Origin of the sequence: Prevotella sp. oral taxon 313 (assembly GCF_003043935.1) — a bacterium.
GTDB lineage: Bacteria > Bacteroidota > Bacteroidia > Bacteroidales > Bacteroidaceae > Prevotella > Prevotella jejuni.
In genome coordinates, this window is record NZ_PYXE01000001.1 from 3,225,478 (window position 1) to 3,251,490 (window position 26,013).

The 26,013-nt window shown below is 41.8% G+C and carries 22 protein-coding genes and 1 other RNA gene; 12 read left to right on the forward strand and 11 right to left on the reverse strand.

Annotated features, from left to right (window positions below; all coding sequences use genetic code 11):
- Positions 1–131: 131 nt before the first annotated feature.
- The 6 genes from AXF23_RS12610 to AXF23_RS12635 all read left to right on the forward strand — a co-directional run bounded on the left by AXF23_RS12610 (position 132) and on the right by AXF23_RS12635 (position 5,158).
- Positions 132–1,787 carry a hypothetical protein gene (locus AXF23_RS12610; RefSeq protein WP_107625540.1) on the forward strand — a complete coding sequence of 552 codons (1,656 nt, stop codon included), beginning with the start codon at positions 132–134 and terminating at the stop codon, positions 1,785–1,787.
- An 18-nt stretch (positions 1,788–1,805) separates the two neighbouring features.
- Entirely contained in the window at positions 1,806–2,018 is a 213-nt protein-coding gene (locus AXF23_RS12615; RefSeq protein WP_009011549.1) for a hypothetical protein, read from the forward strand.
- Positions 2,019–2,290: 272 nt separating this feature from the next.
- Positions 2,291–2,983 (forward strand): queuosine precursor transporter, encoded by a 693-nt coding sequence (locus tag AXF23_RS12620; protein WP_107625541.1) that lies wholly within the window; start codon positions 2,291–2,293, stop codon positions 2,981–2,983.
- A 365-nt stretch (positions 2,984–3,348) separates the two neighbouring features.
- Positions 3,349–3,588 (forward strand): helix-turn-helix domain-containing protein, encoded by a 240-nt coding sequence (locus tag AXF23_RS16370; RefSeq protein WP_233251303.1) that lies wholly within the window; start codon positions 3,349–3,351, stop codon positions 3,586–3,588.
- A 59-nt stretch (positions 3,589–3,647) separates the two neighbouring features.
- Positions 3,648–4,103, forward strand: coding sequence for a preQ(1) synthase (gene queF / locus AXF23_RS12630; RefSeq protein WP_009011552.1), 456 nt, complete (start codon positions 3,648–3,650; stop codon positions 4,101–4,103).
- A 38-nt stretch (positions 4,104–4,141) separates the two neighbouring features.
- Positions 4,142–5,158: an endopeptidase gene (locus tag AXF23_RS12635; RefSeq protein ID WP_233251304.1), complete on the forward strand. Its 1,017-nt coding sequence runs from the start codon at positions 4,142–4,144 to the stop codon at positions 5,156–5,158.
- Between the two features lie 241 nt (positions 5,159–5,399).
- Here AXF23_RS12635 and AXF23_RS12640 read toward each other — a convergent pair whose 3' ends face one another.
- The 4 genes from AXF23_RS12640 to AXF23_RS12655 form a co-directional block, all read right to left on the reverse strand.
- Complete coding sequence (locus AXF23_RS12640) at positions 5,400–6,347, reverse strand: HipA domain-containing protein (RefSeq protein WP_107625543.1); 948 nt, start codon at positions 6,345–6,347, stop codon at positions 5,400–5,402.
- Positions 6,344–6,679 carry a HipA N-terminal domain-containing protein gene (locus AXF23_RS12645; RefSeq protein WP_089366442.1) on the reverse strand — a complete coding sequence of 112 codons (336 nt, stop codon included), beginning with the start codon at positions 6,677–6,679 and terminating at the stop codon, positions 6,344–6,346. Before AXF23_RS12645 ends, AXF23_RS12640 begins: the two co-directional genes overlap by 4 nt.
- Positions 6,676–6,912 (reverse strand): helix-turn-helix transcriptional regulator, encoded by a 237-nt coding sequence (locus AXF23_RS12650; protein ID WP_107625544.1) that lies wholly within the window; start codon positions 6,910–6,912, stop codon positions 6,676–6,678. The genes AXF23_RS12645 and AXF23_RS12650 overlap by 4 nt, the downstream gene beginning before the upstream one ends.
- 622 nt (positions 6,913–7,534) lie before the next feature.
- Positions 7,535–8,830, reverse strand: a complete 1,296-nt coding sequence (locus AXF23_RS12655; protein WP_107625545.1) for a histidine-type phosphatase — start codon at positions 8,828–8,830, stop codon at positions 7,535–7,537.
- A 506-nt stretch (positions 8,831–9,336) separates the two neighbouring features.
- On the opposite strand from AXF23_RS12655, the gene AXF23_RS12660 reads away from it, so the two are divergent.
- Together AXF23_RS12660 and AXF23_RS12665 are read left to right on the forward strand one after the other, a co-directional pair.
- On the forward strand, positions 9,337–10,629 hold the full coding sequence (locus AXF23_RS12660; protein ID WP_107625546.1) for a Gfo/Idh/MocA family protein: 1,293 nt from the start codon (positions 9,337–9,339) through the stop codon (positions 10,627–10,629).
- Positions 10,630–11,136: 507 nt separating this feature from the next.
- Entirely contained in the window at positions 11,137–12,267 is a 1,131-nt protein-coding gene (locus AXF23_RS12665) for a BPL-N domain-containing protein (RefSeq protein WP_107625547.1), read from the forward strand.
- A 351-nt stretch (positions 12,268–12,618) separates the two neighbouring features.
- On the opposite strand, the gene ssrA is transcribed toward AXF23_RS12665, so the two are convergent.
- Positions 12,619–13,019, reverse strand: a transfer-messenger RNA (tmRNA) gene (ssrA, locus tag AXF23_RS12670).
- 210 nt (positions 13,020–13,229) lie between these two features.
- On the opposite strand from ssrA, the gene mfd reads away from it, so the two are divergent.
- The 4 genes from mfd (at position 13,230) to AXF23_RS12690 (ending at position 19,371) form a co-directional block, all read left to right on the forward strand.
- Positions 13,230–16,760 (forward strand): transcription-repair coupling factor, encoded by a 3,531-nt coding sequence (gene mfd, locus AXF23_RS12675; protein WP_199222194.1) that lies wholly within the window; start codon positions 13,230–13,232, stop codon positions 16,758–16,760.
- 496 nt (positions 16,761–17,256) lie between these two features.
- Positions 17,257–17,586 carry a nucleotidyltransferase domain-containing protein gene (locus tag AXF23_RS12680; RefSeq protein WP_107625548.1) on the forward strand — a complete coding sequence of 110 codons (330 nt, stop codon included), beginning with the start codon at positions 17,257–17,259 and terminating at the stop codon, positions 17,584–17,586.
- On the forward strand, positions 17,580–17,978 hold the full coding sequence (locus tag AXF23_RS12685) for a HEPN domain-containing protein (protein WP_107625549.1): 399 nt from the start codon (positions 17,580–17,582) through the stop codon (positions 17,976–17,978). The genes AXF23_RS12680 and AXF23_RS12685 overlap by 7 nt, the downstream gene beginning before the upstream one ends.
- Positions 17,979–18,009: 31 nt before the next feature.
- On the forward strand, positions 18,010–19,371 hold the full coding sequence (locus AXF23_RS12690) for a dipeptidase (protein WP_107625550.1): 1,362 nt from the start codon (positions 18,010–18,012) through the stop codon (positions 19,369–19,371).
- Between the two features lie 349 nt (positions 19,372–19,720).
- Here AXF23_RS12690 and AXF23_RS12695 read toward each other — a convergent pair whose 3' ends face one another.
- From AXF23_RS12695 to AXF23_RS12720, 6 genes are all read right to left on the reverse strand, one after another.
- On the reverse strand, positions 19,721–20,467 hold the full coding sequence (locus AXF23_RS12695) for a polyprenol monophosphomannose synthase (protein ID WP_107625551.1): 747 nt from the start codon (positions 20,465–20,467) through the stop codon (positions 19,721–19,723).
- 65 nt (positions 20,468–20,532) lie between these two features.
- Positions 20,533–21,345: a lysophospholipid acyltransferase family protein gene (locus AXF23_RS12700; RefSeq protein ID WP_107625552.1), complete on the reverse strand. Its 813-nt coding sequence runs from the start codon at positions 21,343–21,345 to the stop codon at positions 20,533–20,535.
- A gap of 17 nt (positions 21,346–21,362) precedes the next feature.
- Positions 21,363–22,535, reverse strand: coding sequence for a metallophosphoesterase (locus AXF23_RS12705; protein ID WP_107625553.1), 1,173 nt, complete (start codon positions 22,533–22,535; stop codon positions 21,363–21,365).
- A complete protein-coding gene (locus AXF23_RS12710) occupies positions 22,532–23,371 on the reverse strand; it encodes a vitamin B12 dependent-methionine synthase activation domain-containing protein (protein WP_107625554.1) in 840 nt (279 codons plus the stop codon). Before AXF23_RS12710 ends, AXF23_RS12705 begins: the two co-directional genes overlap by 4 nt.
- A 6-nt stretch (positions 23,372–23,377) precedes the next feature.
- Positions 23,378–24,727: a dihydroorotase gene (locus tag AXF23_RS12715; RefSeq protein ID WP_107625555.1), complete on the reverse strand. Its 1,350-nt coding sequence runs from the start codon at positions 24,725–24,727 to the stop codon at positions 23,378–23,380.
- Between the two features lie 335 nt (positions 24,728–25,062).
- Entirely contained in the window at positions 25,063–25,911 is an 849-nt protein-coding gene (locus AXF23_RS12720; RefSeq protein WP_009011569.1) for a DUF4369 domain-containing protein, read from the reverse strand.
- Positions 25,912–26,013: the final 102 nt, after the last annotated feature.

Sequence of the window (26,013 nt, forward strand, 5' to 3'; positions counted from 1 at the left end):
CATTATGATGAATTTTTATTAATAATACATACTGTTTTGTATTGCTATTTACATAAAGTATTATTTTTGCACAGCTAAATTAAAGAGACAAAACATGTAAGCTAAATAAACTCTTATATAATATAAAACTTATGGTTAAACATTTACACTCAGTCCTGACACTTGTGTTAGGATTCTTTTCTGTGGCTGCGTCAGCACAAGCACCAGCTACTGTAACAAAACCAGATGATGGTTATTATCGTATTGTAAATGCTCGTCAGCGTACCGATGGCAAGCAGTATGTTTATGTAACGGGTAAAATTGCGGCACAGCCTAATGCCACTAAGGCTGAAGCAACTACGTTGCCTGGTACTGTAATTCACCTTAAAACAAAGGTTGACGACAAAGACGCAAGCAGGCTTAATGTGACAACTCTTCGCTCTCAAGGTGTTGATGTCATCAATGATTATTTGAATGATGCGATTGAAAAGGTGGAGAAAGCTGTGAAAGACAAGCTGAATGAAAAGCTTGATGCTTCTATGAGTAGCATGGCTTATTGGTTATTTAATACGAGTGTGATTGGACAATGGGACTTGAAGATGCACTTAAAGCCTGTTACCACATCTGATGGACGTACTGCTTATTATGCGTTTGCAACGGTTCCTTCCATGCAACCAATCTGTGATTTCTGGCATACTTATGGGATATTTGCAGGTCGTGCTCTTGATAGCTATCCTAACTTGAAATCAGCTTTAGACCGTGGCAATCCAGACGATGTATGGTATGAAATAGAACGCCTTGCCTTAGCAAAGATAGAAAGTAGTCCAAATGCCAATGCTGATATAGTAAATATCATAAAGCATTATATTGGTACTACACGTGCAGAAAATCGTATCAATCAGGGGCAAACTTACTATCTTATCTCTGGTGCATTAAAGAAGGTTGACCCTTCAGGAACAGCCTATAACCCTGCTAATCCGACAGGGACAGCACATAATGAATATGACGGAACGGAGGCAAAGTTCGACTTTGTCAATAATAATACTACGGACGAATACTTTGGTCCTGAGCTCCCTGTGACAGGAGATGCTGCTATGTGGATCCTTGAAAAGGTTGATGATACAAACTACTTTGGTGTTAAGCCTTCTGCTAACATGAAGGGTAGAGATGGCAAGTATTACACTACATTGTATGTGGACTTCCCCTTCAAGATAGTTGGTGACGTAAAAGCTTACACCATTGAGGGCGTTGATGCTAAGAATGCTCAAGGTTATTACTTCGCTAAAGTGAAGGAGCTTGCTCAGCAAGGCGATACTGTTCCAGCTCAGACCGCCGTTGTTTTGGAGTGTAACTCTACGAATCCTGCTGACAATCAGTTGTTGCCTACGGGTGATGAAAAACCTAAGACAAGTAATAACCGTCTCTGTGGAACATTCTTTGGAGGCTCTATCAATGGCATGACAGTGAAGGATGGTGCAGGAAATGACTACAATGTAACGCATGATAACATCCGTGCTTTCAATATCAACACCGCTGATAGCAGAAACCCAATAGGTTTCTATAAGGTGAAGAATAATGTTACTAATATCCCTGGCAACAAGGCATTCCTTGTCCTTACCAGCACTGAAGCACAGGCAAAGAGCTTTGTCTTAGAGTTTGAGGACGGTGGTACAACTGGTATAGAGACTATCGAAAACTCAAAGAATAGCACTGATGATGGTGTTTACTATGACTTACAGGGTCGTCGTGTAGAGAATCCAACACGCGGAATCTACATTGTTAATGGTAAGAAGGTCGTAATTAAATAATCAAAGGAGGATAAAGTCATGAAGAAGATATATTTAACCCCTCAATGTGAGGTGGTGGTTTTGAATGTAAATGGTGATATCCTTGATGGCCATTTCGGTAACCAGAGCGGTGTTCCTGTAGAGTCCTCGAACTCACAACCAGGTGATAGTGGAGCCACTGATGGCGTAGGTGGTTTCGAAGCTAAGGAAAGTGAATGGGGCGAAATTGAGTTCACTCCTTGGGAGGATTAAGCTCCGATGGTGTAAAAAGGGTAATATAGTAATTTGCTACATTTAGACTTATATTGCCTATATTGCCACGATTAGGGCTATAATACATGATAGAGAGTGTGTTAAGATATTGGTCTTACAGATGCTTAGAGTGTCTGTTCTGATAGAACAATAACTTAGCACACTCTCTCTTTTCTTGTATTATTTAGAGTTATTTCAATATTAATGTGTACCTTTGCAGCCGCTTAATTGAATAGGGGTACTTGCTCAACCCCCTTTAACAAAACAAGACAATGACAAAAAGTAGACAACAAGTGAGTGTGCTGTTTATGCTTTTCAGCATCCTCTTCTGCGTTTGCCTTATTGCAGCAAACACGCTCGAGACAAAGCAAATCTCTGTATTAGGTATCTCATTGACGGGTGGACTCATCGTTTTCCCTATCTCTTACATCATCAACGACTGTGTTTGTGAGGTGTGGGGATTCCAAAAAGCACGTCTGTTAATATGGACGGGCTTTGCAATGAACTTCTTTTTCGTGGCGATGGGAGCATTATGCGACTGGATACCGGGTGCACCTTATTGGACAAACGAAGCTGGCTTCCATGCTATCTTTGGCCTTGCTCCACGTGTGGCAGCAGCCTCTTTCGTAGCTTTCATCGTAGGGTCATTCGCTAATGCCTACGTAATGAGTAAGATGAAACTACGTGATGGAGGTCGTCATTTCTCGTGGCGTGCCATCTTGAGTACCATTGCTGGTGAGAGCCTTGACTCTCTTATCTTCTTTCCATTGGCGTTGGGTGGTGTTGTTCCTACCCCTGAATTGCCAAAATTAATGCTTTGGCAGGTAGTGTTAAAGACGCTTTATGAGGTGATAGCCTTGCCTATCACTATCCGTGTAGTAAAGAAGTTAAAGCAACATGAAGGCGAAGATGTTTATGACAACGGTGTGAACTATAGCATCTGGAAGATTTTCTCTTTGCAATAAACATAAGTGGATAGGCGAAAGAAAGGGGATGTGTCAATCAGAAGACACATCCCTTTTTTCGTAGTTCATTATCTTAAAAGTCATTTTGAAGCTTGGAAAATAGTGTTGTTAGTAGTTCAAATACAGATAGTATGTATCATAGTACACTCTTTAACCTACTAAAAAGTGAATTTCTGTTGCGTGTTTGCGGTGAGACTCATTATGAGCGAGTGAAATAATAGTATGTCTTTTCTCATTGTTTACTTACTTTCTTAAAGTTGATAAGACGATTACTTTTAGTTCTACATTACCGACTTTCATATAAGATGTCAATGTGTGAGAGTAGTCCTGTACGTCAGAAACTGCTCTAACAAGCGTTAATTCTAATGGTCGTAAGCTTGTTGAATTTCAAGTGCAAGGTTCTTTGTAGGCTTCTTAGTCGACCTGCTATCAGCAACTACCTACGCACAACGGATATGAGTGTGAAGGAGATTAGTAACTTATTAGGCTTCCCTAACACAAGCTTCTTTGGGAAGTACGTGCGCAATCGGCTGGGTTGCAGTCCTCTTGAATATCGGAGACAACAAAAGGAGAGGTCGGTCATCTTCTTTGGTAATATCTTGTGAAGGTGTTTGTAGTTTACTAACAATGTATTACCTTTGCAAGTAAAACAATATAAACGATTATGGAAAGAAACGAAGAGGGCTTGCAGTCGTTAGGTTCTGCAACCCAATACAGAATGGATTATGCGCCAGAGGTGTTGGAGACGTTTATGAACAAGCATCCAGAGAATGACTATTGGGTGCGTTTCAACTGTCCTGAGTTCACGAGTCTGTGCCCTATTACGGGACAACCCGACTTTGCTGAGATACGTATCTCATACGTCCCTGACGAGCGAATGGTTGAGAGTAAGAGTCTTAAACTCTATCTTTTTAGCTTCCGTAATCATGGTGATTTCCATGAAGACTGTGTGAATACTATCATGAAGGACCTCATCAAGTTGATGGATCCTAAGTACATCGAGGTGACAGGCATCTTCACTCCTCGTGGGGGTATCAGCATCTATCCATACGCTAACTATGGTCGTAAGGGTACGAAGTATGAGCAGTTAGCCGAACAACGATTTATCACGCACGAATAAGGGAGTATATTCCTTATCCATAACAAATACTGATTGTTATGACAACTAAGCGGATTGTATATTCCATCTTCTTACTACACATCCTACTGTGCTTCAGTTGGTGGATATTGCACATGTGCCTGTCTGATGACTTACAGCTCAATGTTGTCTTAGACAGCATATTGTATTATGGCATGCTCTGCACCCTCCCTATATGGCTTTATCCTATAGTGAGAGTCATCAAGAAGAGCTTTAACTATCATGAGATATTAGGTGTCTTAGCGATAATCCTCATCAGTGGTGTTGTCTTTGTGATTGGATTTATCGGTCTGCTTTTGTTCACTATTGAAGCTCCAAAAACTGTGTGGTATGAGGATAAGATTCATGTCATTACAGGAGGTTATGCTTTATCTAAATATTCGTTCTTCGTGTGCGATAGGGGAGTAATAGTAGATAAGGTGAAGTATAAAGGGTTCACTGGTGATTCACCGATAATCCCTGATTCTACACAATGGAAGTTCTATGACCAGTGGGGAGTACTGGTGGCATGGTCGGATAATAAGCTTGATGAAGATCGAGGTATGAAGGCTTATAGCCTTTTTGTTACCGACTCCTTATTATATAAGCGGCATCAGAAGGAAATTCTAAACCTACGTAAGTCTTATCTGATGAAGGAACGAAACTATATTCTCAATTGTCATTTACTCTGTTACGGAAGCTCTCTTCCAAACTATGAGTTCGAATATAACACACGGACACGGATAATGAGTATAGACGACGATGGGGTTGATTTTAAGAATAAAATTAGTTTTAAGTTGTCCCAGGAGGCGAATGATAGTATTGTTACTTTCATTCATCAGCATCCAGAGGCATCTATAAATTATGATGGAGAAATTGAACAATATGGACAAGGAGATGTATGTGTATGGCTTGAGGTAAATAGGCGTTCTGTCTTTGACTGTGATAATAGCGACTTTGCACAGATGCCAGTTCCTTTCCAGAATATCATTCGACTATTTGCAAATAAGCATGTACGGGGGCGCGACCTATTGCAAGTTGTGGACAAAGCAAAGTGATTTACCTAAAATAAAAGCCCTCTATAAGACATGATAAATCCCTGATTTAGTTTTGTTTTTATTTGCTGTCATTTTTAACATTTGCGTTAACTCGTTGGTGCACAATACTTTTTTAATGCAAAAGCAATGATAGGAATGACAGCAAATAATGATTTCCTCGTTTCTTATAGTGTGTCCAGATTGTGTCAGCAGCTATTTCAAAAGCTTCGTGAATATCTCTACTTTATGTACAAAGGAGCAGCTATTCCCATGCTAATACATCTAATCGACTATCGATAAGAGCTTTATAGTTCTTTTTCTGATCGTCACTTATGAATGAAGAATCTATACAAGCAAACCACTTATCTCTAAACTTTGAGAAGTCAGACAGTATCCTATTTGTCACTACCTCAGTAATGCCTGTGGAATACATCGCCTCTCTAAAGTCATAAACAAGTAGTTTCTTTTTGAATCCGTTGAGGCTTAATGCCATTTCTTCCGTGTCTTCTGGCATAACAATCTTAGTAGACACTTGATCGTAAGTAGGGCTGAGAACGTAATGATCTGTGCGTGGACTATACAAGGAGAAGTTCTTTAAGTGCATGTCAGTATTACCAATAATCCATGAGAAGACGACCTGTTGCCAATAGTTTATCTTATCCAATTGCGGTAAACTTGAATACTGTTCTATGATTTTTGCAATCAACTCATAGCTACCTTGATATTTCTGTTCTGTGAGCTTACCGCTCAATTGACACATGTCTTCCATAGGTAGTTTCTGCCCATCGTCTGTCCTATCTATTCGCCGTGTGATGTAATTCAATTCGCCATCAACAAAGCGAATGAGCGTATGAGGGACGGTCGGTATTTTTGCAATCTCAGCCAAGTGCATAGAGAGGTCTTCTATTTCGGGCAGTCGTTCAAAACGTTCTGTTTGTGGTTTAAGGATATAGCGCCCCATCAATCCCACTATTGTTAAGCGTTGAGGCCCACCTGTATTATCCTGTTGAAGGTCTATTGATAACTTTGATTGTACACCTGTCACAGTGGTGCTATTAGCAACGATTACCTGCGCTAAGTCGTTGATGTCCTTACGTGTATATGGTAATACTGGCGCTGTGGGAGAGCCAAATATCTTCTTTGCACATTGTGGGTGATAGTCTATTTCTCCTGCATGCAAGGGTCTATAACAGCACAAACATCGTTTCATCTTTCCGTTTCTTTTTGTTCAATGGGGACAATACTAATATCACCTATACAATCACGACAGCATGAGAGTAGTAATCCCATGCGGTCATGTCGATTGATTTTCCAGTTCCGTTCAGCAATATTCAGCATCCAGCCTTCGGGTATGAGACCATCAAAGAAGGAAAATAGAACATTGCTGTGATAGTCCTTCTTGCTTAATGGCAAGGTAAGGCTAACAGGTGTGGGATGGTCACTATCTAAGTATGCTTGTGCGTAAGTGAAGCCGTAACCAGTCTCATCTTCTGTTATGATACCCGCCAATTGATTCTTAACAAATACCTGTCCTTGTCTCATTTCGATGAATATAATAATGGTGGTTCTTGCCTTGGAATGGGTACAGGGGCTAATTGTAGGTTGAACAGTAGAAGCACTTGATTCACCTTGTCCATACGTAATGTAGCTTTTCCTTGCTCCATTTCGCGGACAAAGCGTAGACCTACTCCAGCCTTGAAAGCCATATCCTCTTGCGTAAGATGATACTCTTTACGTAGCTGCTTTAGTGTGGTTGATAATTGATTATTCTCCATTTTGATTATACCTTATCGGGTACAAATATACGAAAAAAATATGAAAAAGAGCGTAGAACATCCCTAACGGGTATAATCTTATACTTATTTAACGTAATTATACCCCATTGGGTATAAACTTAATGCTCGTTTACTTTTATCATTCTAAGTTTTTTCTTTAGCTCATCCGATAATTGCGTGGGTGTTTCAAACATTCTTTTTAGGGTTATATAAGTTTCCAAACACTTTCATGGGTAGCGGTTTCTCCCCTTATCAGTAGGATTAGTAAGATTATGAAAAATCATTACATATCACTTAACAAAATACTCTCAAGATAGGGGTGTGATACCTTCTATAATCGAGTCTGTAACATTCAATAAATCAGGTGGTTAGGTTTAGTATTAAAGAATAGGCCTTTCTTGCATCAAGAAGGGCCTCTTTAATGTGCAAGAAGGGCATGTTCTTGACTGTAGAAGGGCGTCTTCTTACCCCGTGAAGGGCGTGTGTTGGATTTAAGAAAGGTGAAAATTATTGACAAACGGTCAGGGCTTTGATGAGTAAAAGGGACAGGGGTGGGGGAAGAAAACAGCTGGTGATGGGAAGTACCCACCATCAGCTGTTAGAAAGAAGAGCGTGCAGCCCCTTATTCACGATAGCTGTTTAGCTTTGAAAGATAGTATTTCTTAAAGTCACTCCATCGATAATAATAAGGTGTAGAGGTCTTTGGAAGGGGCAGCGTAGCCTCTTCCTCATTGAGTAAAACCTTCACGAGGACATCGGCATTAGGCTTCTTAGGGTTCTTATAGAATACGAACTGAATGTTAGCAGCCATAGGGACAATGCGAGTAGAGCTCCAACCTTTTAGGTCGAGACTATCTATATCCGATACGCTAATGTCGTTGTTATTAAGATTAAGTAGACAAGTCAATGGCATAACCATCGTGTCATGACCGAAACGAAGGGTTGCACCTAGGTGAGGTAGGGCCAGACAAGAGTCGGCATCGGTAATAATCTTACGCAAGAGATTGCGCTGTGAGAACGGTTGCTTACCTCCACTTTGTGGTGCACTGGCATAGCGTAGATACCACCAAGCATTGCTTCGCTCCCATAGACGATATAACTCATCCGATGTAAAGATGTTGTACAATGAGATCGAATGGCGTATCTCAGAGTTCTGAACAATACTTGCCAGACTGAAGAGGTCGAAGGCGAGTTGTCCTGCATCTACCTTCTTGGCCACGTATTCCTTATCCTTAAAGAGGCGAGCCATCAATGGCTTGGTGTCGATATTGCGTTTGCCCCACTCGTCAATCGTGTTTTTTACAGCACTACTATCCCTTAGGTGAGACAGTTTCTTGTCTGATTGATTCATGAAATACATGTCATGTGCACTCGCATCATGCCTAATGCGTAAGCGAGGATTATGTCGAATCAGCTCTTGCAGTTCGTTTTCCATGGACAGAATACAGCGGATAACATCCGTAGACTTGGCATCTACCCACACTGAATCACGGAAAACGGATGGGAAACGACGATACATTCTTCTTGCAATCTGCTGATGCTGCTGTGCTCCCAACGGTGTTAGCTCGCCCCATCGCTTGTAGGATTCAGCATACATGAGGTGTAACTTCTTCAATACATCTTTCCCTTCATTGGTCAGGACGCCTGCAGAATCAGCTCGCTCGAGCGTCTGTATTGGTCGGAGATATTGCTGCGCATGGATGAGATAACGTGAGCCATGGCGGCCGTAGTGGGAGAGATAGACAGGAAGATAGCCTGACGGAGCAGGTGTCAGCTTACCAGAAGGAGTCGGATAAGCAAGGTAATTGTTGGCAGAAAGCTCTGGACGAGCACTAATCTGCTTCTTAAACGATTGTGCTGTGACGTGTAGCGATGCGGAGAAGGCCAACGCACAAAGCAAAATAAGCTGTTTTTTCATATCGTTGTGATTTGTTCTAAACTACTTTGCAAAGGTAATCATTTTCTATAAAGATACGTAAGTGAGCGTGAATTAAAGATAGATAGCAGGGGTTATCAGGCATGTGTTCTCATCGGAAATGGACGTTTTGAAGGCTGAATGGTGTGAGGACGATTTATTACAGTCTTGTCTTTCAGTTCAAACGAATGTTGTTTTAATAATAATCTCAGTCTATGCGCTGACATAAATATCTCCAAAAGTCAGCTGACATACAATGTTTTCGATAATAATTGACTATCTTTGCAAGTCATGACAATGTACTTGACGGGTATCTTTCTTCATGTTTAAGCTTCGCTTTATGACTGGTTATGGTCGTTATCGTCAGACTGCAATAGGGAAATAGGAGACCTTCGAGGAGTGAGTTAGTGCTGTGTAAGGACTCAGTTCCACTCGAAAGGGAAGAGAGCATAGTGCAACATCTTCCCATGCCTTAAGTATGTTGGCACAGAATAAAACCTACAATAACAATGAAAGTGAAGTCTATTGCTTGTCCGTTAGAAACCTTTATCCCAGCTCGGGCTGTTGGTCAGCGTGATGTTCTGTCGTTGACACTCCCGCCGATGTCCCTCTTGCAGGTGGCTTTTGTGGGTGTTGGCGCTCGTGGACGGATGGCGGTTACACGTTGGTGTCATATCCCTGGGGTTCGGATAGCTGCTGTCTGTGATGTTTCAAGAGAGGTGGCTGAGGAGGTGGCACAGCATGTTGAGCAGTTAGGGAAGTCTCGTCCGATGGTCTTTTGGGGTGAGACAGCTTACGTCGATATGTGCCGACAGCAAGCAGTCAATCTCGTTTATGTGTGCACGGATTGGATGTCGCACGTCCCTATAGCCGTTCATGCAATGAAACAGGGGAAGTGTGTCGCTGTGGAAGTACCAGCAGCACTCACCTTAAAAGACATTTGGAAACTGGTAGATACGGCCGAGCGGACACGACAACACTGTATGATGTTAGAGAATGTGGTGTATGACTACTTTGAGATGGCGGTCTGTCAAATGGTAAGAGAGGGTCTACTCGGTGAGCTTATACATGTTGAAGGGGGGTATGCACACCCTATCGGCGACCGTTGGATGCCTTGGCGCATGGAGTACACACGTCGGCATGCCGGCGATATCTACCCTACGCACAGTATAGGACCAGCTTGTAGGCTCCTTGATATACACCGTTCTGACAGCATGCAGTACCTTACGGCGATGCAATCTAATGCTTTTAAGGGGCGGGAGATGTATCAAACGGTGATGGGGACAGACTGCGATGACTTTGCTAATGGCGACCAAACGTCTACGATGATACGGACGGTGAAGGGGAAGACTATCCTTATACAGCATAATGTGATGACTCCACGTCCTTATAGTAGGATGTTCCAAGCGGTTGGTACACAGGGGTATGCCGCTAAATATCCTGCCCCGGAAATGCAATTGAGCCCTATGGTTGCGGCCAAGGTGGGTATTGATATAGAGGGAGATGACACACCCTTGAATACTGTTCAGATAGAGAGACTACTCAGTCATTATGCGCCTTCCTTCTCATCAGAGACTATCGCTTTAGCCAAACAGCTCGATTCACGAGGTGGGATGTCCTTCTTTATGGACTTACGGCTCGCTCAGTGTCTGCAAGATGGGCTCCCTTTGGATATGGATGTGTATGACTTAGCGGAGTGGTGCAGCATTGCGGAACTATCTAAACTATCTGTTGAGAATGGCTCAATACCCGTGATGATACCCGACTTCGTGCACCGTGTACATTTATATGATAAGGAATAGCGATGATGACAATAATGGATATGATACAATGAGGTGGTTGGTTTGACATTACACTTTGCTTCCATGGAGTTAGGTAGTGTGTTTTTTTATCAGTTATACAAGGTGTCTCCTTTCACGGAAGACGCTATAATTGAGGCTTCTCACCCTAATGACCTTGGCTGTGTGGCATAATCACGAGCCTATAAAAAGATGTTGGGCAAGGTGTTTCGTAAGTGATAAAGAGCGTAATAGGCGTTGACAAGGAAATCAATCGCTCGTTCTGCTTTGTTTAGTGATAATGTCGTGTAAGGGAGTTGGTTGTCCGCTTATTGGTAGGAAAGGGTAGGGGAGATGAGTGGAGACTATATAATAAGGTGGAACAAGACGGTAAGTAATAGTCTAAAAATACTTAAAACACGTATGTAAGCATGTAAGTATCAAAGATAAATACTATCTTTGTCTCGTTCATAGCAGGTTGATAATGAACAAGCAAGACTATAAAAGAATTACAAACTAACATAAACAATTATGCTACGAAAAACGATTTTTATCATTGCCATGTGCTTGGTAGGACTGAGTGTATGGAGTAGGGGAGTAGGAAACAAGGTACGTGTGGGTGTTTTCCAAGGTAATGGCGGTGCGCAAACGTGTATTTGGGAGGCCATAGCGTCTATACAGTTAGACCCAGACATGACTGTGAGAACGATCACAACAGGCGATATTGCGAATGGAGCTTTGAGTGATTTGGATGCTATCATCATCCCTGGAGGGGAAGGAGCAACGCAGTACATGAATCTTGGTGAGGAGAACATGGAACGAATAAGAAACTTTATTCGTTCAGGAAAAGGTGCTGTGGGTATCTGTGCCGGTGCCTATCTCTTTACAGACACACCAGGATATGCTTGTATGCACATTAATGGTGGAAAGGCAATAGACATCGAACATGACAACCGTGGACATGGTATATCAGCCTTCTCCCTCACGGCAGAAGGTAAAAAACTATTCCCTGAGCTTGCTAAGCGTGATAAGTCATACGTCATGTATTACGAAGGTCCTGTCCTTGTGAAGAGTGATAGTGTCCCTCTTCCCTACACGGCTATGGCGATGATGGAGACCGATGTGCACGAAGAAGGTAATGCACCTGCTAACATGACGAACAATCGTCCATTCTTCATCGCCAATGAGTATGGGAAAGGACGTGTCTTTAGTAGTATCTCACACCCAGAGGCAACACCAGGAATGATGTGGATGATACCACGCATGGTGCGTTGGACCTTACGCATGCCAGTCGTAGCCTATTCGAAGCGAGTCGTTAATCCCGATTTATACAATCGTGAGATTCTCATGACGAAAGATGATTTGAGAAAGGAACGTGGATATTATAGAACATTCTTATATGGTTCGCCTAAGGAGAAGATAGCTGCACTCGACTGGTTACAGGCATGTCGGTCGTGGGATGCTAAACGCTGGGTACAAGGCTTACTCTTTGATAACAGCCCTGCAGTAAGAGAACGGGCGGCTCGTTTTATAGCTGAGACTGACTATCTTCCCTTCTTATCTGACTTAGAAGCGGCGTGTCGTGTAGAACGTGATGAGCAAACGAAACAAAGTATGATGAGGCACCTTGAGCATCTGAAAGCGCTATTGCTGCATAAATAATCCTTGTCTTGTAGGGTCTATTACAGGATAGAAATGTATATGATTTGGGCATTGCTTCTAAGGAGACATTACTTGGAAATAAATTTTCCTGTCATTCCTGTCATTCAAAGCAATGACTTAATACGCTGAACAACAGGGATATTACATAAAATGTTAAATATGACAGCAAAACGAAATTAAACTTTTTATGATAATAGAAGACATAATCTCTCCTTCTTTCAGTGGGCTTTCTCAGGCCATGTCTCGGAAGAGCTGTATATGAGTTCAGCAATGAGAGCATAAAAAAAGACAGTATCAAATTAAGCTTTGATACTGCCTTTTAATTTTTAGATAATCCCTTTTAGGATTAAAAAGTGGACCTGGTGGGAGTCGAACCCACGTCCGCACAAGGAAACCATACGCTTTCTACACGTTTATTCCAGCCTTCGGTTTTCGTATGTCGGCAAGACCTGGACCACCAACCGACATCTTATCCTCTTAGTCTTCATCAGTGTATTGAGGCATACACTAACTATCTCCGATTGAACCTGCATCGCTTACTCTCTGGATTCGGAACAACATCCTCGGAGCGATGTCTCGTCCAACTATCTAATAGTCGGATAAAGCCAGTAACCTACTGTACTTCGGTTAGGCAGCGAGAGCGTAATTGTTTTCGCCAATTAATTGTTTGATAACTGAGATTTAGGAGCCAGTCAACGATGCTCCGCGTGCTTACGTACCATCTCGTCTTGCCGTCAAATCCAAACAAGCCCATAGTACAATGAGGATTTTTATAGGTTTAAGGAGACGTTAATCATCCTTGTTTTCCTATCATATCCTCTTCTGTTTCCACTGAATCAGACTGCAAATATAAGGAGAGTTTACGAAACCACCAAATCTTTAAGTACTTTTCTGCTTAATTTCATAGATAATTGCTGTCTATCTGAAATTTGTTGTAACTTTGCAAACACAACGCATTTGCGATGAAGATACAAGACATACAGAAACTATACGCTATGCTGCCACAGGCAGGAGCGATATTGAAGATACAGGAAGAAAAGTCAGTTAAGACTGTTTTCCTGCAGGGACTCGTGGCCTCAGCTGCCCCGATGTTCTTTGCATCAATAGCTGAACGATGGAAGACAACGACTGTTTTCGTGTTGAACGACAATGATGAGGCGGGTTATTTCTATAATGACCTTAAGACAATTGCTATGCCTGCAGATGGTGAAGGGAAGGTGGCAGAGGTGCTGTTCTTTCCATCGTCTTATCGTCGTGCAGTGAAGTATGGACAGCGTGATGCGGGTAATGAAATCCTGCGTACAGAGGTCTTAACACGTCTTTCTGCCCTTGCTTCGGATACAGACAACGCTCTACCGCTTTATATTGTCACTGAGCCTTCAGCCCTATCAGAACTTGTTGTATCAAAAAAGCAGTTGGATGAACGCCGTTTGACATTGACAGTGGACCAGCATATTGATATTGTAGAGGTGGAGAAAACCTTACGTTCTTTTGGCTTTACAGAGACGGATTACGTCTATGAGCCAGGTCAGTTTGCTGTGCGTGGTAGTATTATAGACGTCTATTCCTTCTCTAATGAACTGCCATTCCGTATCGACTTCTTCGGTGATGATATAGAAACCATTCGTAGCTTTGAGGTAGAAACGCAGTTGTCTACAGAGAGGTTGACACGTGTTGAGATTGTTCCAGAATTGACAACGATGTCAGAAGAGAAGGTTCCATTTCTTCAGTTCTTACCAGAAGATGCCGTGTTGGCATTTAAGGATTTCCTCTATGTGCGTGATGCGATTGATAATATCTATCAAGAAGGCTTTACTAATCAAGCTTTGACGGAGAAGTTAGAGGGTAAGACGGAGTTAGAACAGCATGAACTGGAGCAGGCTTACCGCAAGGAAGGACAGCTTGTACCAGCTTCAAGATGGATGAATGATGCACTTGACTTCCGTCGAATAGAGTTCGGTATTAATCATTCCTGTTCCGATTTAGCAAAGAAGAAGGATGGTTCACGGGCTACTATTAACTTCAATACCTCGCCACAACCACTCTTTCACAAGAACTTTGACTTGCTGTCTAAGACGCTTCGTGACTATCTTATAAAAGGTTATAAACTCTATATCTTTGCAGATAGCGAGAAGCAGACTGTACGTTTGAGGGATATCTTTGACTCTTTGTCAGATACGAATGTGTCGGCTAAATCAGAGAACTTATCTGTAGCCGAACTGTCAGGTGAGGGTGGGGAAGCAACGGTGGGCGCCTTACCTTTTACACCTGTCAACCGAACGTTGCATGAAGGTTTTGTTGATAGTACGCTGAAGGTATGTTTCTTTACCGATCATCAGATTTTCGACCGTTTCCATAAGTACAATCTCAAGTCAGACAAGGCACGTCAAGGTAAGATGGCTTTGACGATGAAAGAACTGCAAGAGATGGAACCCGGTGACTTCTTAGTGCATGTAGACTTTGGTATAGGTAAGTTTGCCGGTCTGGTTCGTGTACCTGCTGGTGACTCTTATCAGGAGATGATACGTCTTGTCTACCAACATAACGACATTGTTGATGTATCTATTCACTCGCTCTATAAGATTAGTAAGTATCGTCGTGGTGATAGTGGCGAACCACCACGACTGTCTGTTCTTGGCTCAGGTGCTTGGGACCGACTGAAAGAAAAGGCGAAGAAGCGTATCAAGGATATTGCGCGCGATCTCATTAAACTCTATGCTAAGCGACGTCGTGAAAAGGGATTTGCCTTTTCTCCAGACTCGTTTATGCAGCATGAATTGGAGGCTTCGTTCCTTTATGAGGATACGCCCGACCAGTTGAAGGCTACACAAGAACTCAAACAGGACATGGAAAGCGCGCGACCGATGGATCGTCTAGTTTGTGGTGACGTGGGCTTTGGTAAGACGGAGGTGGCTATCCGTGCTGCTTTTAAGGCTGCTGTGGATAATAAACAGGTGGCTGTATTGGTGCCTACAACTGTGTTAGCGTTCCAGCATTACCAAACCTTTAAGAAGCGATTGAAGGATATGCCAGTGCGTGTTGACTACCTCTCACGTGCTCGTAGTGCTAAACAAACAAAACAGGTGTTGGAGGATTTGGCAGAGGGAAAGATTAATATTCTTGTTGGTACGCATAAGTTGATAGGTAAGTCGGTGAAGTGGCATGACCTCGGACTCCTTATCATTGACGAAGAACAGAAGTTCGGTGTGTCAACAAAGGAGAAACTCAGACAGCTGAAAACGAATGTTGACACCCTTACGATGTCGGCAACGCCTATCCCACGTACGCTCCAGTTCTCACTGATGGGTGCACGTGATATGAGTATTATGCGTACACCGCCACCTAACCGTTACCCTATTCAGACCGAGATAGCTTCTTTCTCGCATGAAGTAATAGCAGATGCTATTAACTTTGAGATGAGCCGTAACGGACAGGTTTACTTTGTAAATGATCGCATCAGCAATCTTCCTGAGATAGCAAAGCTTATCAAGAAGTACGTGCCAGACTGCCGTATTGCTATCGGACACGGGCAGATGAAGCCTGAAGAGTTGGAGGAGATAGTTATGGGTTTTATGAACTATGACTATGATGTACTACTTTCAACGACGATTGTTGAGAATGGTATTGATATTTCCAACGCCAATACTATCATCATCAACGATGCTCATCGCTTCGGACTCTCAGACCTACATCAGATGCGTGGTCGTGTGGGACGTTCTAATAAAAAGGCTTTCTGTTATCTTCTCGCGCCACCTTTGGCTGCATTGAACCCAGAGGCACGTTGTCGTCTGGAGGCTTTGGAGACTTTCTCCGACCTCGGTAGTGGATTTAATCTTGCGATGCAGGACCTTGATATCCGTGGTGCTGGTAACCTCTTAGGTTCTGAGCAGAGTGGATTTATGGAGGACTTGGGATATGAAACCTATCAGAAAATCCTCAATCAGGCAGTGATGGAGCTGAAAAATGATGAGTTCCAAGACCTTTATGAGGAGGAGATGGACGAAGGAAAGCAGATCACGGGTGATGACTTCATTGATGATTGTGCTGTAGAGAGCGACCTTGAAATGTACTTCCCTGATAACTATGTGCCGGGTAGTTCTGAGCGTATGCTACTCTATCGTGAGCTTGATAATATTGAAAAAGACGAAGACCTCGATGCCTATCGTAAGCGTCTACAAGACCGTTTCGGTCCTGTTCCACGTCAAGGTGAGGAACTGATGCAGGTCGTTGCACTTCGTCGTGTAGGTAAGCGATTAGGCTGTGAGAAGATTATTCTTAAGCAGGGACGTATGCAAATGCAGTTTGTTTCTAACCCTAATAGTGTCTACTATCAGAGTGCTGCCTTTGATAAAGTTCTCAACTACATCGGTTCTCATCCTCGCCGTTGTAATCTGAAAGAACGAAATGGCAAACGTTCTATGGTAGTCAGTGATGTGAAGACGGTAGGAGAGGGCGTAATGATTCTACGTGATATAGAGCATCCTCAGTCGTAAACGCTTGACAGAGGATTGCTTTATCGTTCTCTCTTTCATCCCATACCTATTGACATAAAGGATGTAATCGAGTAGGGGGTGTGATAGTCATGGAGCTAATCTATAGCTATATACATAGTATATACCTAAATTATATGACCTTTTGTACGGTCGGATAATCGGTATTAAATTGTCTAATCGGCAGTTGTCTATTTGTTTTCTTACCGTTAAAACCAATTTATTCTCATGAAAAGAAATAATTACCTTCTTGTAAATAAATATTTCTTTTCACGACAATAATCCCTTGAATACGACCTTGTCGATACTTAGACAAGATTAATTCAATGATAGTCCTTTTTATCTTGTGTGTCTATATACGATTAATTTCAATCGATAGGTAAGTCTATAATAATCGTGTGTAGGCTTGTCAGCGTATCTTGTTTTAGTCATGTAAACAACAATAAAAAGCACGGAAAAACTTGCAAAAGTCATAAATCATGCTTAAATTTGCGAACAGATGATGAAAGAAGTAAGACATAATGATGTGTTGAAGGCTATTAGCAGCATTGCGATGGAGTTAAAACCTGAAAACGGAAAGATAATTCTTTTCGGCTCTCAGGCGCGTGGTGATGCCAGTGAACTGTCAGACTGGGATATTCTCATTCTTCTTGATAAGGATAGAATAGAGGAATCTGATCATGATAAGTTCACCTATCCTTTCTGGGAACTTGGATGGAAAATTAATGCAATGATACATCCTATTATCTATACCTTGCAGGAGTGGGCTACTCGAATTCACTCTCCTTTCCATAACAATGTTGAATCAGAGGGGATTTTGTTATGTTGACAAGTGAAGAACGAAAAGCACTTGTAGCATACCGTATTGAGAAAGCAAAGGCGGTGTTAGTAGAAGCACGTGACAACGCTCGTTTAGGTCATTGGAGTCTTGTTGGGAATCGTTTATATTATGCTGTCTATCATATGGCACAGGCTTTACTCCTTGATAAAGGATTATCTGCAAAGACACACGCAGGAACTATTCATATTATAGGACAGCAGTTTATCTCTGTTGGGCTTATCGACAAAACTTATGGGAGATTGTTCTCCCGTTTATACGAGTTACGCCAATCTGGTGACTATGATGATATGTATGATGCTACGGAGGAAGAAGTTATGCCTTATTTTATTCAGATTGAGAAATTTATCAATGAAATGGAAACATTGATTACTTTCAAATAATAAAGAAGATAATCACAATAAATAAAGAATTATGATTAAGAAATATGTAGAAGAGAATAAAGACAGAATGCTCGAGGAGTTGTTCAGTCTGATACGCATACCAAGCGTAAGTGCACAACCTACTCATAAGGAGGACATGGTACGTTGTGCTGAACGTTGGAAGGAACTGCTGCTTGAGGCAGGTGTTGATAAAGCTGAGGTGATGCCATCAAAGGGTAATCCTATGGTTTATGCAGAGAGAATGGTTGACCCTAATGCAAAGACTGTATTGGTTTATGGTCACTATGACGTGATGCCAGCAGAGCCATTTGAACTTTGGAAGACTGAACCATTTGAGCCAGTTATCAAGGATGGTCATATCTGGGCTCGTGGTGCTGATGATGATAAGGGTCAGTCATTCATGCAGGCAAAGGCATTCGAGTATCTTAACAAGAATGACTTGTTGAAGCATAATATGAAGTTCATCTTTGAAGGTGAGGAAGAGATTGGTTCTGGTAGCCTCGGTCCATTTATTGAGGAACACAAGGAACTCTTGGCTTGCGATGTTATCCTCGTTTCTGATACAGGTCTCATTGGTCCTGATACTCCTTCTATTACAACCGGTTTGCGTGGTTTGTCTTACTGGCAGATAGAGGTGACTGGTCCTAATCGTGACCTTCACTCAGGAACCTTCGGTGGTGCAGTGGCTAACCCAATCAATGTACTTTGTAAGTTGATAGCTGATGTAACTGGTCCTGATGGTAAGATTCGTATCCCTGGCTTCTATGATGATGTTGAGGAGGCTTCTGATGAGGAGCGTAAACTTGTTGCATCTATTCCTTTCGATGAGGAGGAATATAAGAAGTCTATTGGTGTTAAGGCACTCTTCGGAGAAGAAGGTTATAGTACAATCGAGCGCACTGGTTATCGTCCAACATTTGATGTATGCGGTATCTGGGGTGGTTACACAGGTGATGGTGCTAAGACCGTTATTCCATCAAAGGCATACGCAAAACTTTCTTCACGTCTTGTGCCACATCAGGATCATACAAAGATTAGCCAGTTGGTAGTGGATTATTTCAACAGTGTTGCTCCTGATTATGTTACAGTTAAGGTAGAGAAGCATCACGGTGGTCATGGTTATGTTTGTCCAATTGACTTCCCAGCTTATAAAGCTGCTGAGCGTGGCTTTGAAGCAGTATTCGGTAAGCGTCCATTGCCTGTACGTATCGGTGGTAGTATTCCAATCATTTCTACTTTCGAGAAGTTACTTGGTGTGAAGACTGTTCTTATGGGCTTCGGTTTGGAGTCAAATGCTATTCACTCTCCAAATGAGAATATGCCAGTAGATCTCTGGTTGAAGGGTATTGAGACAATCATTAACTTCCACCTCGAGTACGATAAGGAGGCGTAAGTTCGGTAATAAGACATATTGTAAGGTGTGTTAAGACATAGTAACAAAGGAACATTGTTCTCTGTAGTAATATATCTTTCTCATATAAACAGAAAGGCTTACAACAGAGAATAGTGTTCCTTTTGACATCATTGATGTCTTATAAATAGGTGTTGGCAGATTTTATGAACATGTTTGCCGAAAGCATTATACTATTATATAATAAGGAGGGAGTACAATATAGTAAGCCAGCTCGGCTAATGAAGACAAAGAGACCTATATATAAAAGGTAACAGCCAAAATCTATGTAGATTGTGGCTGTTACCTTTTATTTACTCCGCTTGTTTATTCTTTCTTGTAAAAGCGAATGTTAGTTTTTAATCTTAGGATACTTTCTGAACCAACCATCGATACGGAGTCGGATGACACCAAAGAAGGCTTCAGAGAAGATACCACCGCTCATCTTACTTGTTCCCTCACGTCGATTAACGAAGATAACAGGTACTTCTTTAATCTTGAAACCAATCTTGAAAGCGGTGTACTTCATCTCGATTTGGAAGGCATAGCCCTTGAAACGAATCATATCCAATGGGATTGTCTCAAGAACGCGACGACGATAACATACGAAGCCCGCAGTCGTATCATGAACATGGAAACCTGTTACAATACGAACATACTTGCTGGCAAAGTAACTCATCAATACACGTCCTATAGGCCAATTTACAACGTTTACTCCACTGACATAACGTGAACCAACTGCAACATCATAACCTTCGTCATGGGTCGCAGCATAAAGGCGAGGAAGGTCGTTAGGGTCGTGGCTAAAGTCTGCATCCATCTCAATGATGTATTCGTAGCCATGTTCTAAAGCCCATTTGAAGCCAGTGATATAGGCCGTACCTAATCCTAGCTTTCCTGAACGCTCAATGATAAAGAGACGATCAGAGAATTCTGTCTTAATCAGATTATGTACGATTTGTGCTGTCCCATCAGGACTACCATCATCAATTACCAGAATGTGAAAAAGTTTCTCCAGTCGGAATACTGCTCGGATAATCTTCTCTATATTCTCCTTTTCGTTGTATGTCGGTATAATTACAATGCTATCGCTTGTCATAGATTTTTGTTTTTATAGGACAAATGTAGTATAAAAATATGATACTAACAAGTTTTTGTCTGTTTTTATTGGTCTGGGTTCTCTACGAAACCTTGGTATTCAGGAGTAAGAGCAGACATAACAGAATTGTAAGCTTCGTTCATAGTCTCCTTTTCATATTCGCTACCTTTCCCTTTAGGTGGGATAGGTCTATGAATGGTGAGACTCAGTCGGTGCCAAACAGGGAAATGCCAATCATTCGTACGGGGCATAACATCGAAGGAACCATTGATGGTGATAGGACAAACAGGTAACTGAAGTTCGTCTGCTAACATGAAGGCACCACGGCGGAACTTACCCATGTGTCCCGTAAAACTACGTGCCCCTTCTGGGAATACAACCACTGACATTCCTTCATGAAGTGTTTCACGTGCTGTGTCGTAAGTCTTTTTGATTTTGCTTGCTCCACTCTTATCCACAAAAATATGGTGTGCTTTCTCACACGCTAAGCCTACCAATGGTATCTTACGAAGAGACTTTTTCATCATCCATTTGAAGTTACGACCAAGGAAGCCATAAATAAGAAAGATATCGAACGCACCTTGGTGATTGCTGACGAATACATAGCTCTGTTTAGGATTGAGGTGTTCACGTCCTTCAACCTTTACGGGGAGGAAGAGTATTCTGATAGTAAACCATGACCACCATTTCCCTGGGTAGTATCCCCAGAAATGTCCATTACCGAGTTGACAACCAATGGTTGTGGTTAATGCAGTAAAGATGGACGCAATGAAAAAGAGTGGGAAAGCAATGAATAGCATGTAAACCCTATATAGAAAGGTTATAACCAACATCACTATTGACGTTTGCTTTTTTTGTTGCGATACTGTATTGCTCATATATGTTTCCGTTTATTCTATTTCTTTATATGTAATGTTATAACAGTAATCTCGTTAGGCATATTGATTCGGAAGGGGACAAGACCACCTAATCCAGCCGTAACATTGAGAAAACGACCATCTTGTTCGTAGACTCCATAGTCTTCATGCTGGCGTACACTCGTTGGTCGCCATCCAAAAAGTTGCATTTGTCCTCCGTGTGTATGTCCACTAAGCGTCAGTTGTGCTGTTGTCTTTGGAAGGATAGAACGCTTCCAAGCAGATGGATCATGCTGTAGCATAATTATAAACGAATTTGGTGCTATGCCTTGTGTTGCTTTCTTATAATCAGAATGATTTGGGAAGGGAGGCATACCGTCATTTTCTGTACCACAGATATAAATAGACTCTTTCTTAGGTGATGTGATACAAATGTTCTGATTGCGTAAGAGTGTCCAGCCTAAGATCTTCCTTTCAGCATTGACTAATCGTTCTTCTTGCGCTGCCTTCTCTCTTTTATCACCTTTTATATACTCCGTATAATCATGGTTCCCTAAGACGGAGACAGTCCCCTTCATGGATTGACGAATAAAGGACGACATCCTTTCAACCTCTTCTGGGCGTATATTCTGTAAATCACCAGTGAAACAAATGAGGTCAGGCTTTTGCTTTTCAATACTATCCATCTCTGCTTTTAGTATCTTACTGCGCCAACCATCGAAAGTTCCAAGGTGCAAGTCAGATACATGTACGACTCTATAGCCCTCAAACGACTTTGGTAAGTCTTTGAAATAAAGGTCTACATGCCTGATGCGTATATCTGATATTCCGTATGTGAGTCCATAAACAAATACTCCAAAGGCAAAGCAACCTAAAAGTACTCCTATATAATGTCCCCAATTTCGATTTGTACGAATAATATATTTACGAACTATCGAACCTAAGAATGATGTGAGTGCAAAGATAGCCTTAGGTCCGACAAACATACCGAGCAGGAACAGATAAGTGTTCAACCAAGTGAGGTTGTCTGGCGCAAAGTTCTGAATGGATGCCATTGCACAGGTATAGATTACCATCCCGATGCAGGGTAACCACCACAATAGACGTAGCCACCAAGATACGTGGTAACGCTTACGGAAATAGTGAATGTCAATATACAAGTCGGACAGCACTATTATCAATATAAGATATACAACGATTCGAGCTATCATTTCTTCAATAAAGAGGAGACAAGAAACTTTCTTAACAGCTCAACAGGCTGATTACGACGACGAGCATAGTCTTCTAATTGGTCTTCATCAATCTTCCCTACTTCAAAGTATCTACTTTGTGGGTGAGCAAACATAAAGCCAGATACACTGGCATGAGGTATCATCATACCACTTTCTGTTAGGCTAATCCCAATTCCTTTCATATCTAATAATTCATATAAAAGGAAGTTAACACTGGTATCAGGTATAGATGGGTAGCCTACAGCTGGTCTTATTCCTTGATATCTCTCAGCAAGGAGATCTTTTATTGTAAGCTGCTCATCTGCTGCATAACCCCAATATTTCTTGCGGACATCCTCATGAAACTTCTCTGTTGTAGCTTCAGCTAATCGGTCAGCAATGGTCTGGGATAGCATACGTTGATAGGGGTCATCCCCATTACTCTCTGTAAAAGCCGCATCAACAGAAGCTGCAAAGAGTCCTACAGTGTCTTTAATGCCCGATGCAGCAGGGCGTAGGAAATCTGAAAGACAGAGGTTGGGTTTTCCTGCAACTGCCTTCTGCTGACGCAACATGGGGATACGTGTTCCATTGACGATGATATCATCACCATCGCTATTAGCATCACACAATGCAAAGACGGCATGGGTGTGATACTTTTCTTCCATATCGTTTAGCAGGGCCTCAGCTTCCTTACGTAGTTCTTGTTGAGCCTCTTTAGCCTTACCATTCATCGACCAAGCATAGAAGAAGAAAGCCCAATTAATATATGGAACAATGTCACTGATGTTATAAGTTACAATCTTACTTTTATTATCAACTATTGCATCGTTCATTTTACTTTAATCCTTATTTCGGAAAGTAATCTTCTCACCACGAAGCGTGTCATCAAACTTTCCGTTATTTAATAGGTGTTGTCCGTTGCAGAAGGTGTGTAACACTCGCCATTGATAGGTGTGTCCTATCATCGGACTCCACTTACATTTACTCTGAATACAATCCTCGTCTACAGTCCAAGGTTGGTTAGGTGAAACGATGGTGATGTCGGCCTTATATCCTTTACGTAAGAAACCACGTTGGTCAACATGGAAGAGCCGAGCTGGTGCGTGTGACATCAAGTCAACCATCCGTTCTATTGTCAGAACACCTTTGTCAACCAATTCGAGCATTGTGACGAGTGAGAATTGTATCATTGGCATACCTGATGCTGCCTTAGCACAACCACCTTGTTTCTGTGTCAATAGATGTGGCGCATGGTCGGTACCAATAACTGTAATCCGCCCGTCTGTGAGTGCCTGACGAATAGCATCTCTATCAGCTACCGTCTTGACAGAAGGATTACATTTAATAAGTGCTTTCTTTGTAAGATAATCTTCATTCGAGAAAGCTATATGAGCAATAACAGCTTCCAAGGTTATCCTTCCCTCGTCTTCTGTTTGATTGGCTAATGAGAGCTCCTTTGCAGTAGTGATATGAGCTATATGGAGTTGGGTCTTATACTTTCGGGCTAATTCTACGGCTAATTGAGAGGATGCCCAGCACGCCTCAGCGCTTCTTATCTCCCAATGATGTGTAATATCTGGATCATTACCAAAGTGTTCCTTGGCAACTCTCATGTTCTCATTGATAATACCAGAATCCTCACAATGTGTCATCACTGGTAGATTCAATGCTGCTGCAGTACGGAATGTTTCTTCTAACGCTTCACGTCTATCAACAAGCATGTTTCCTGTTGAGGCTCCCATAAAGAGCTTTATTCCAGGGATAGTATGTATATCTAATTGAGGAAATAGCTTACTATTAGCATTCGTTGCACCAATAAAGAAGCTATAGTTCACATGACTTGTCCGGCTTGCACGCTCCCATTTATCTTGTAAAGCTTCCAGCGTTGTTGTTTGTGGATTGGTGTTTGGCATCTCAAAGTATGATGTGACACCACCATACGCAGCTGCACGACTCTCACTTTCAATATCTGCCTTCTCTGTTAGGCCGGGTTCACGAAAGTGGACATGGTCGTCAATAACGCCTGGTAGAACAAAGCACCCCGTGGCATTGACAATCTCGTCAAACATACCACGGGGTACCTCGTTACCTTCTATAATCTCTATGACACAATCGTCCTCTATGACGAGCGAACCTATAAAGCTTCGCCCTTCATTGACGATAGTTCCACCTTGAATGAGTTTCCTCATATATTATATTCTTTTTTGTTTGAGATTGTTTGTTAATTCATCCGAAAGTTGAAAGCATAAAACCTACTAAAGTAAGATAGAAAACATTACCTATTTTACTAATAATAGTTTTATTTTCATTTGCTGTCATTTTAACATTCCGTGTCAATATCTTATAATCCAGCCAGTTAAATACCCATGTGGGCTGACAGATATGACAGCAACTTTCGTTTTGAATAAATCCGTAGTCGCTCGTAGACTCTTTATCCTACCTTCGGAAACACTCCTATGGAATCTTATCCTACTCTTGTTAAGTCAGAGTCGTTACAGAAAAGATGGTGGGGTATGGTTGGCCCTTATTTTGAAATAGAGTCGCCTGCCATTTGTGCTGGTGTTGGAGGAGCAACTGCAGCATTAGGTGTTGTACCTGCTGCATCTGGTAGTCCTGCAGGATCAGCCATTCCGTTCATTTCCTTTTGAGCTTGTAAGAAATTAGCATAGAATGCTTTTATCTGCGGATTCTGCTTAAACGTGTCTGTAGCCTTAGACATGATATATTCAATCCATGAAGGTAATTGATTAATAGCATTGCTATACATATAATCATTCATCCATTGTGGATATGCGTCAGGTGTTGTCTCATAGCTGATGCGCGTAAGGAAACACCATGGTCCAAGGATATTATTAAAATTCTCTGTAATAAACTTTGTGAAAAGTTTGTCACCTTTGTCATATACGCCCAAAGCCTTCTTTGTAAGACGAACATTCACCGTCTCCTCATCTTGTCCATTCATAATGGCTGCACTTTCTTCATGGTCAATCTCGGCGTATTGGTTGCGTAGCTGTATAAACTTCGTCCAAAAATCATTAAGTTTATCATTCAGGGGCGTACCACTGACACGTTGCTGTGTATTATCCAGTTTAACCGTAATATCGCCTTTCTCTATTACAACAGGGAACTGAAGGTTGATGTCATCCATGAATATTTGTCCTATCTTGGTAGAGTCAACCGTTCCATGGAAAGCAAACTGACCATGAACCACGTCACATGAGTCCAAGTCAATGAGTGAATCGGCCTGATCAGTTTTCAGATACAACTTACGTCCATCCAGACTTGAAACGTTAGATGTACCTTGGATGTTGAATGAGTTGGCACATGACGTAAACGCTATCAGCGTTAGTAATGCATAGAGAATCTTATTCATAGATGATTAAACTGGTTCTGTTTCTTCTCAGACAAAATTACATTCTATAATCGAAGCCGAGAAACTTTTTTATTCAAATTAAAACAATCTGTGAGCTTTTAG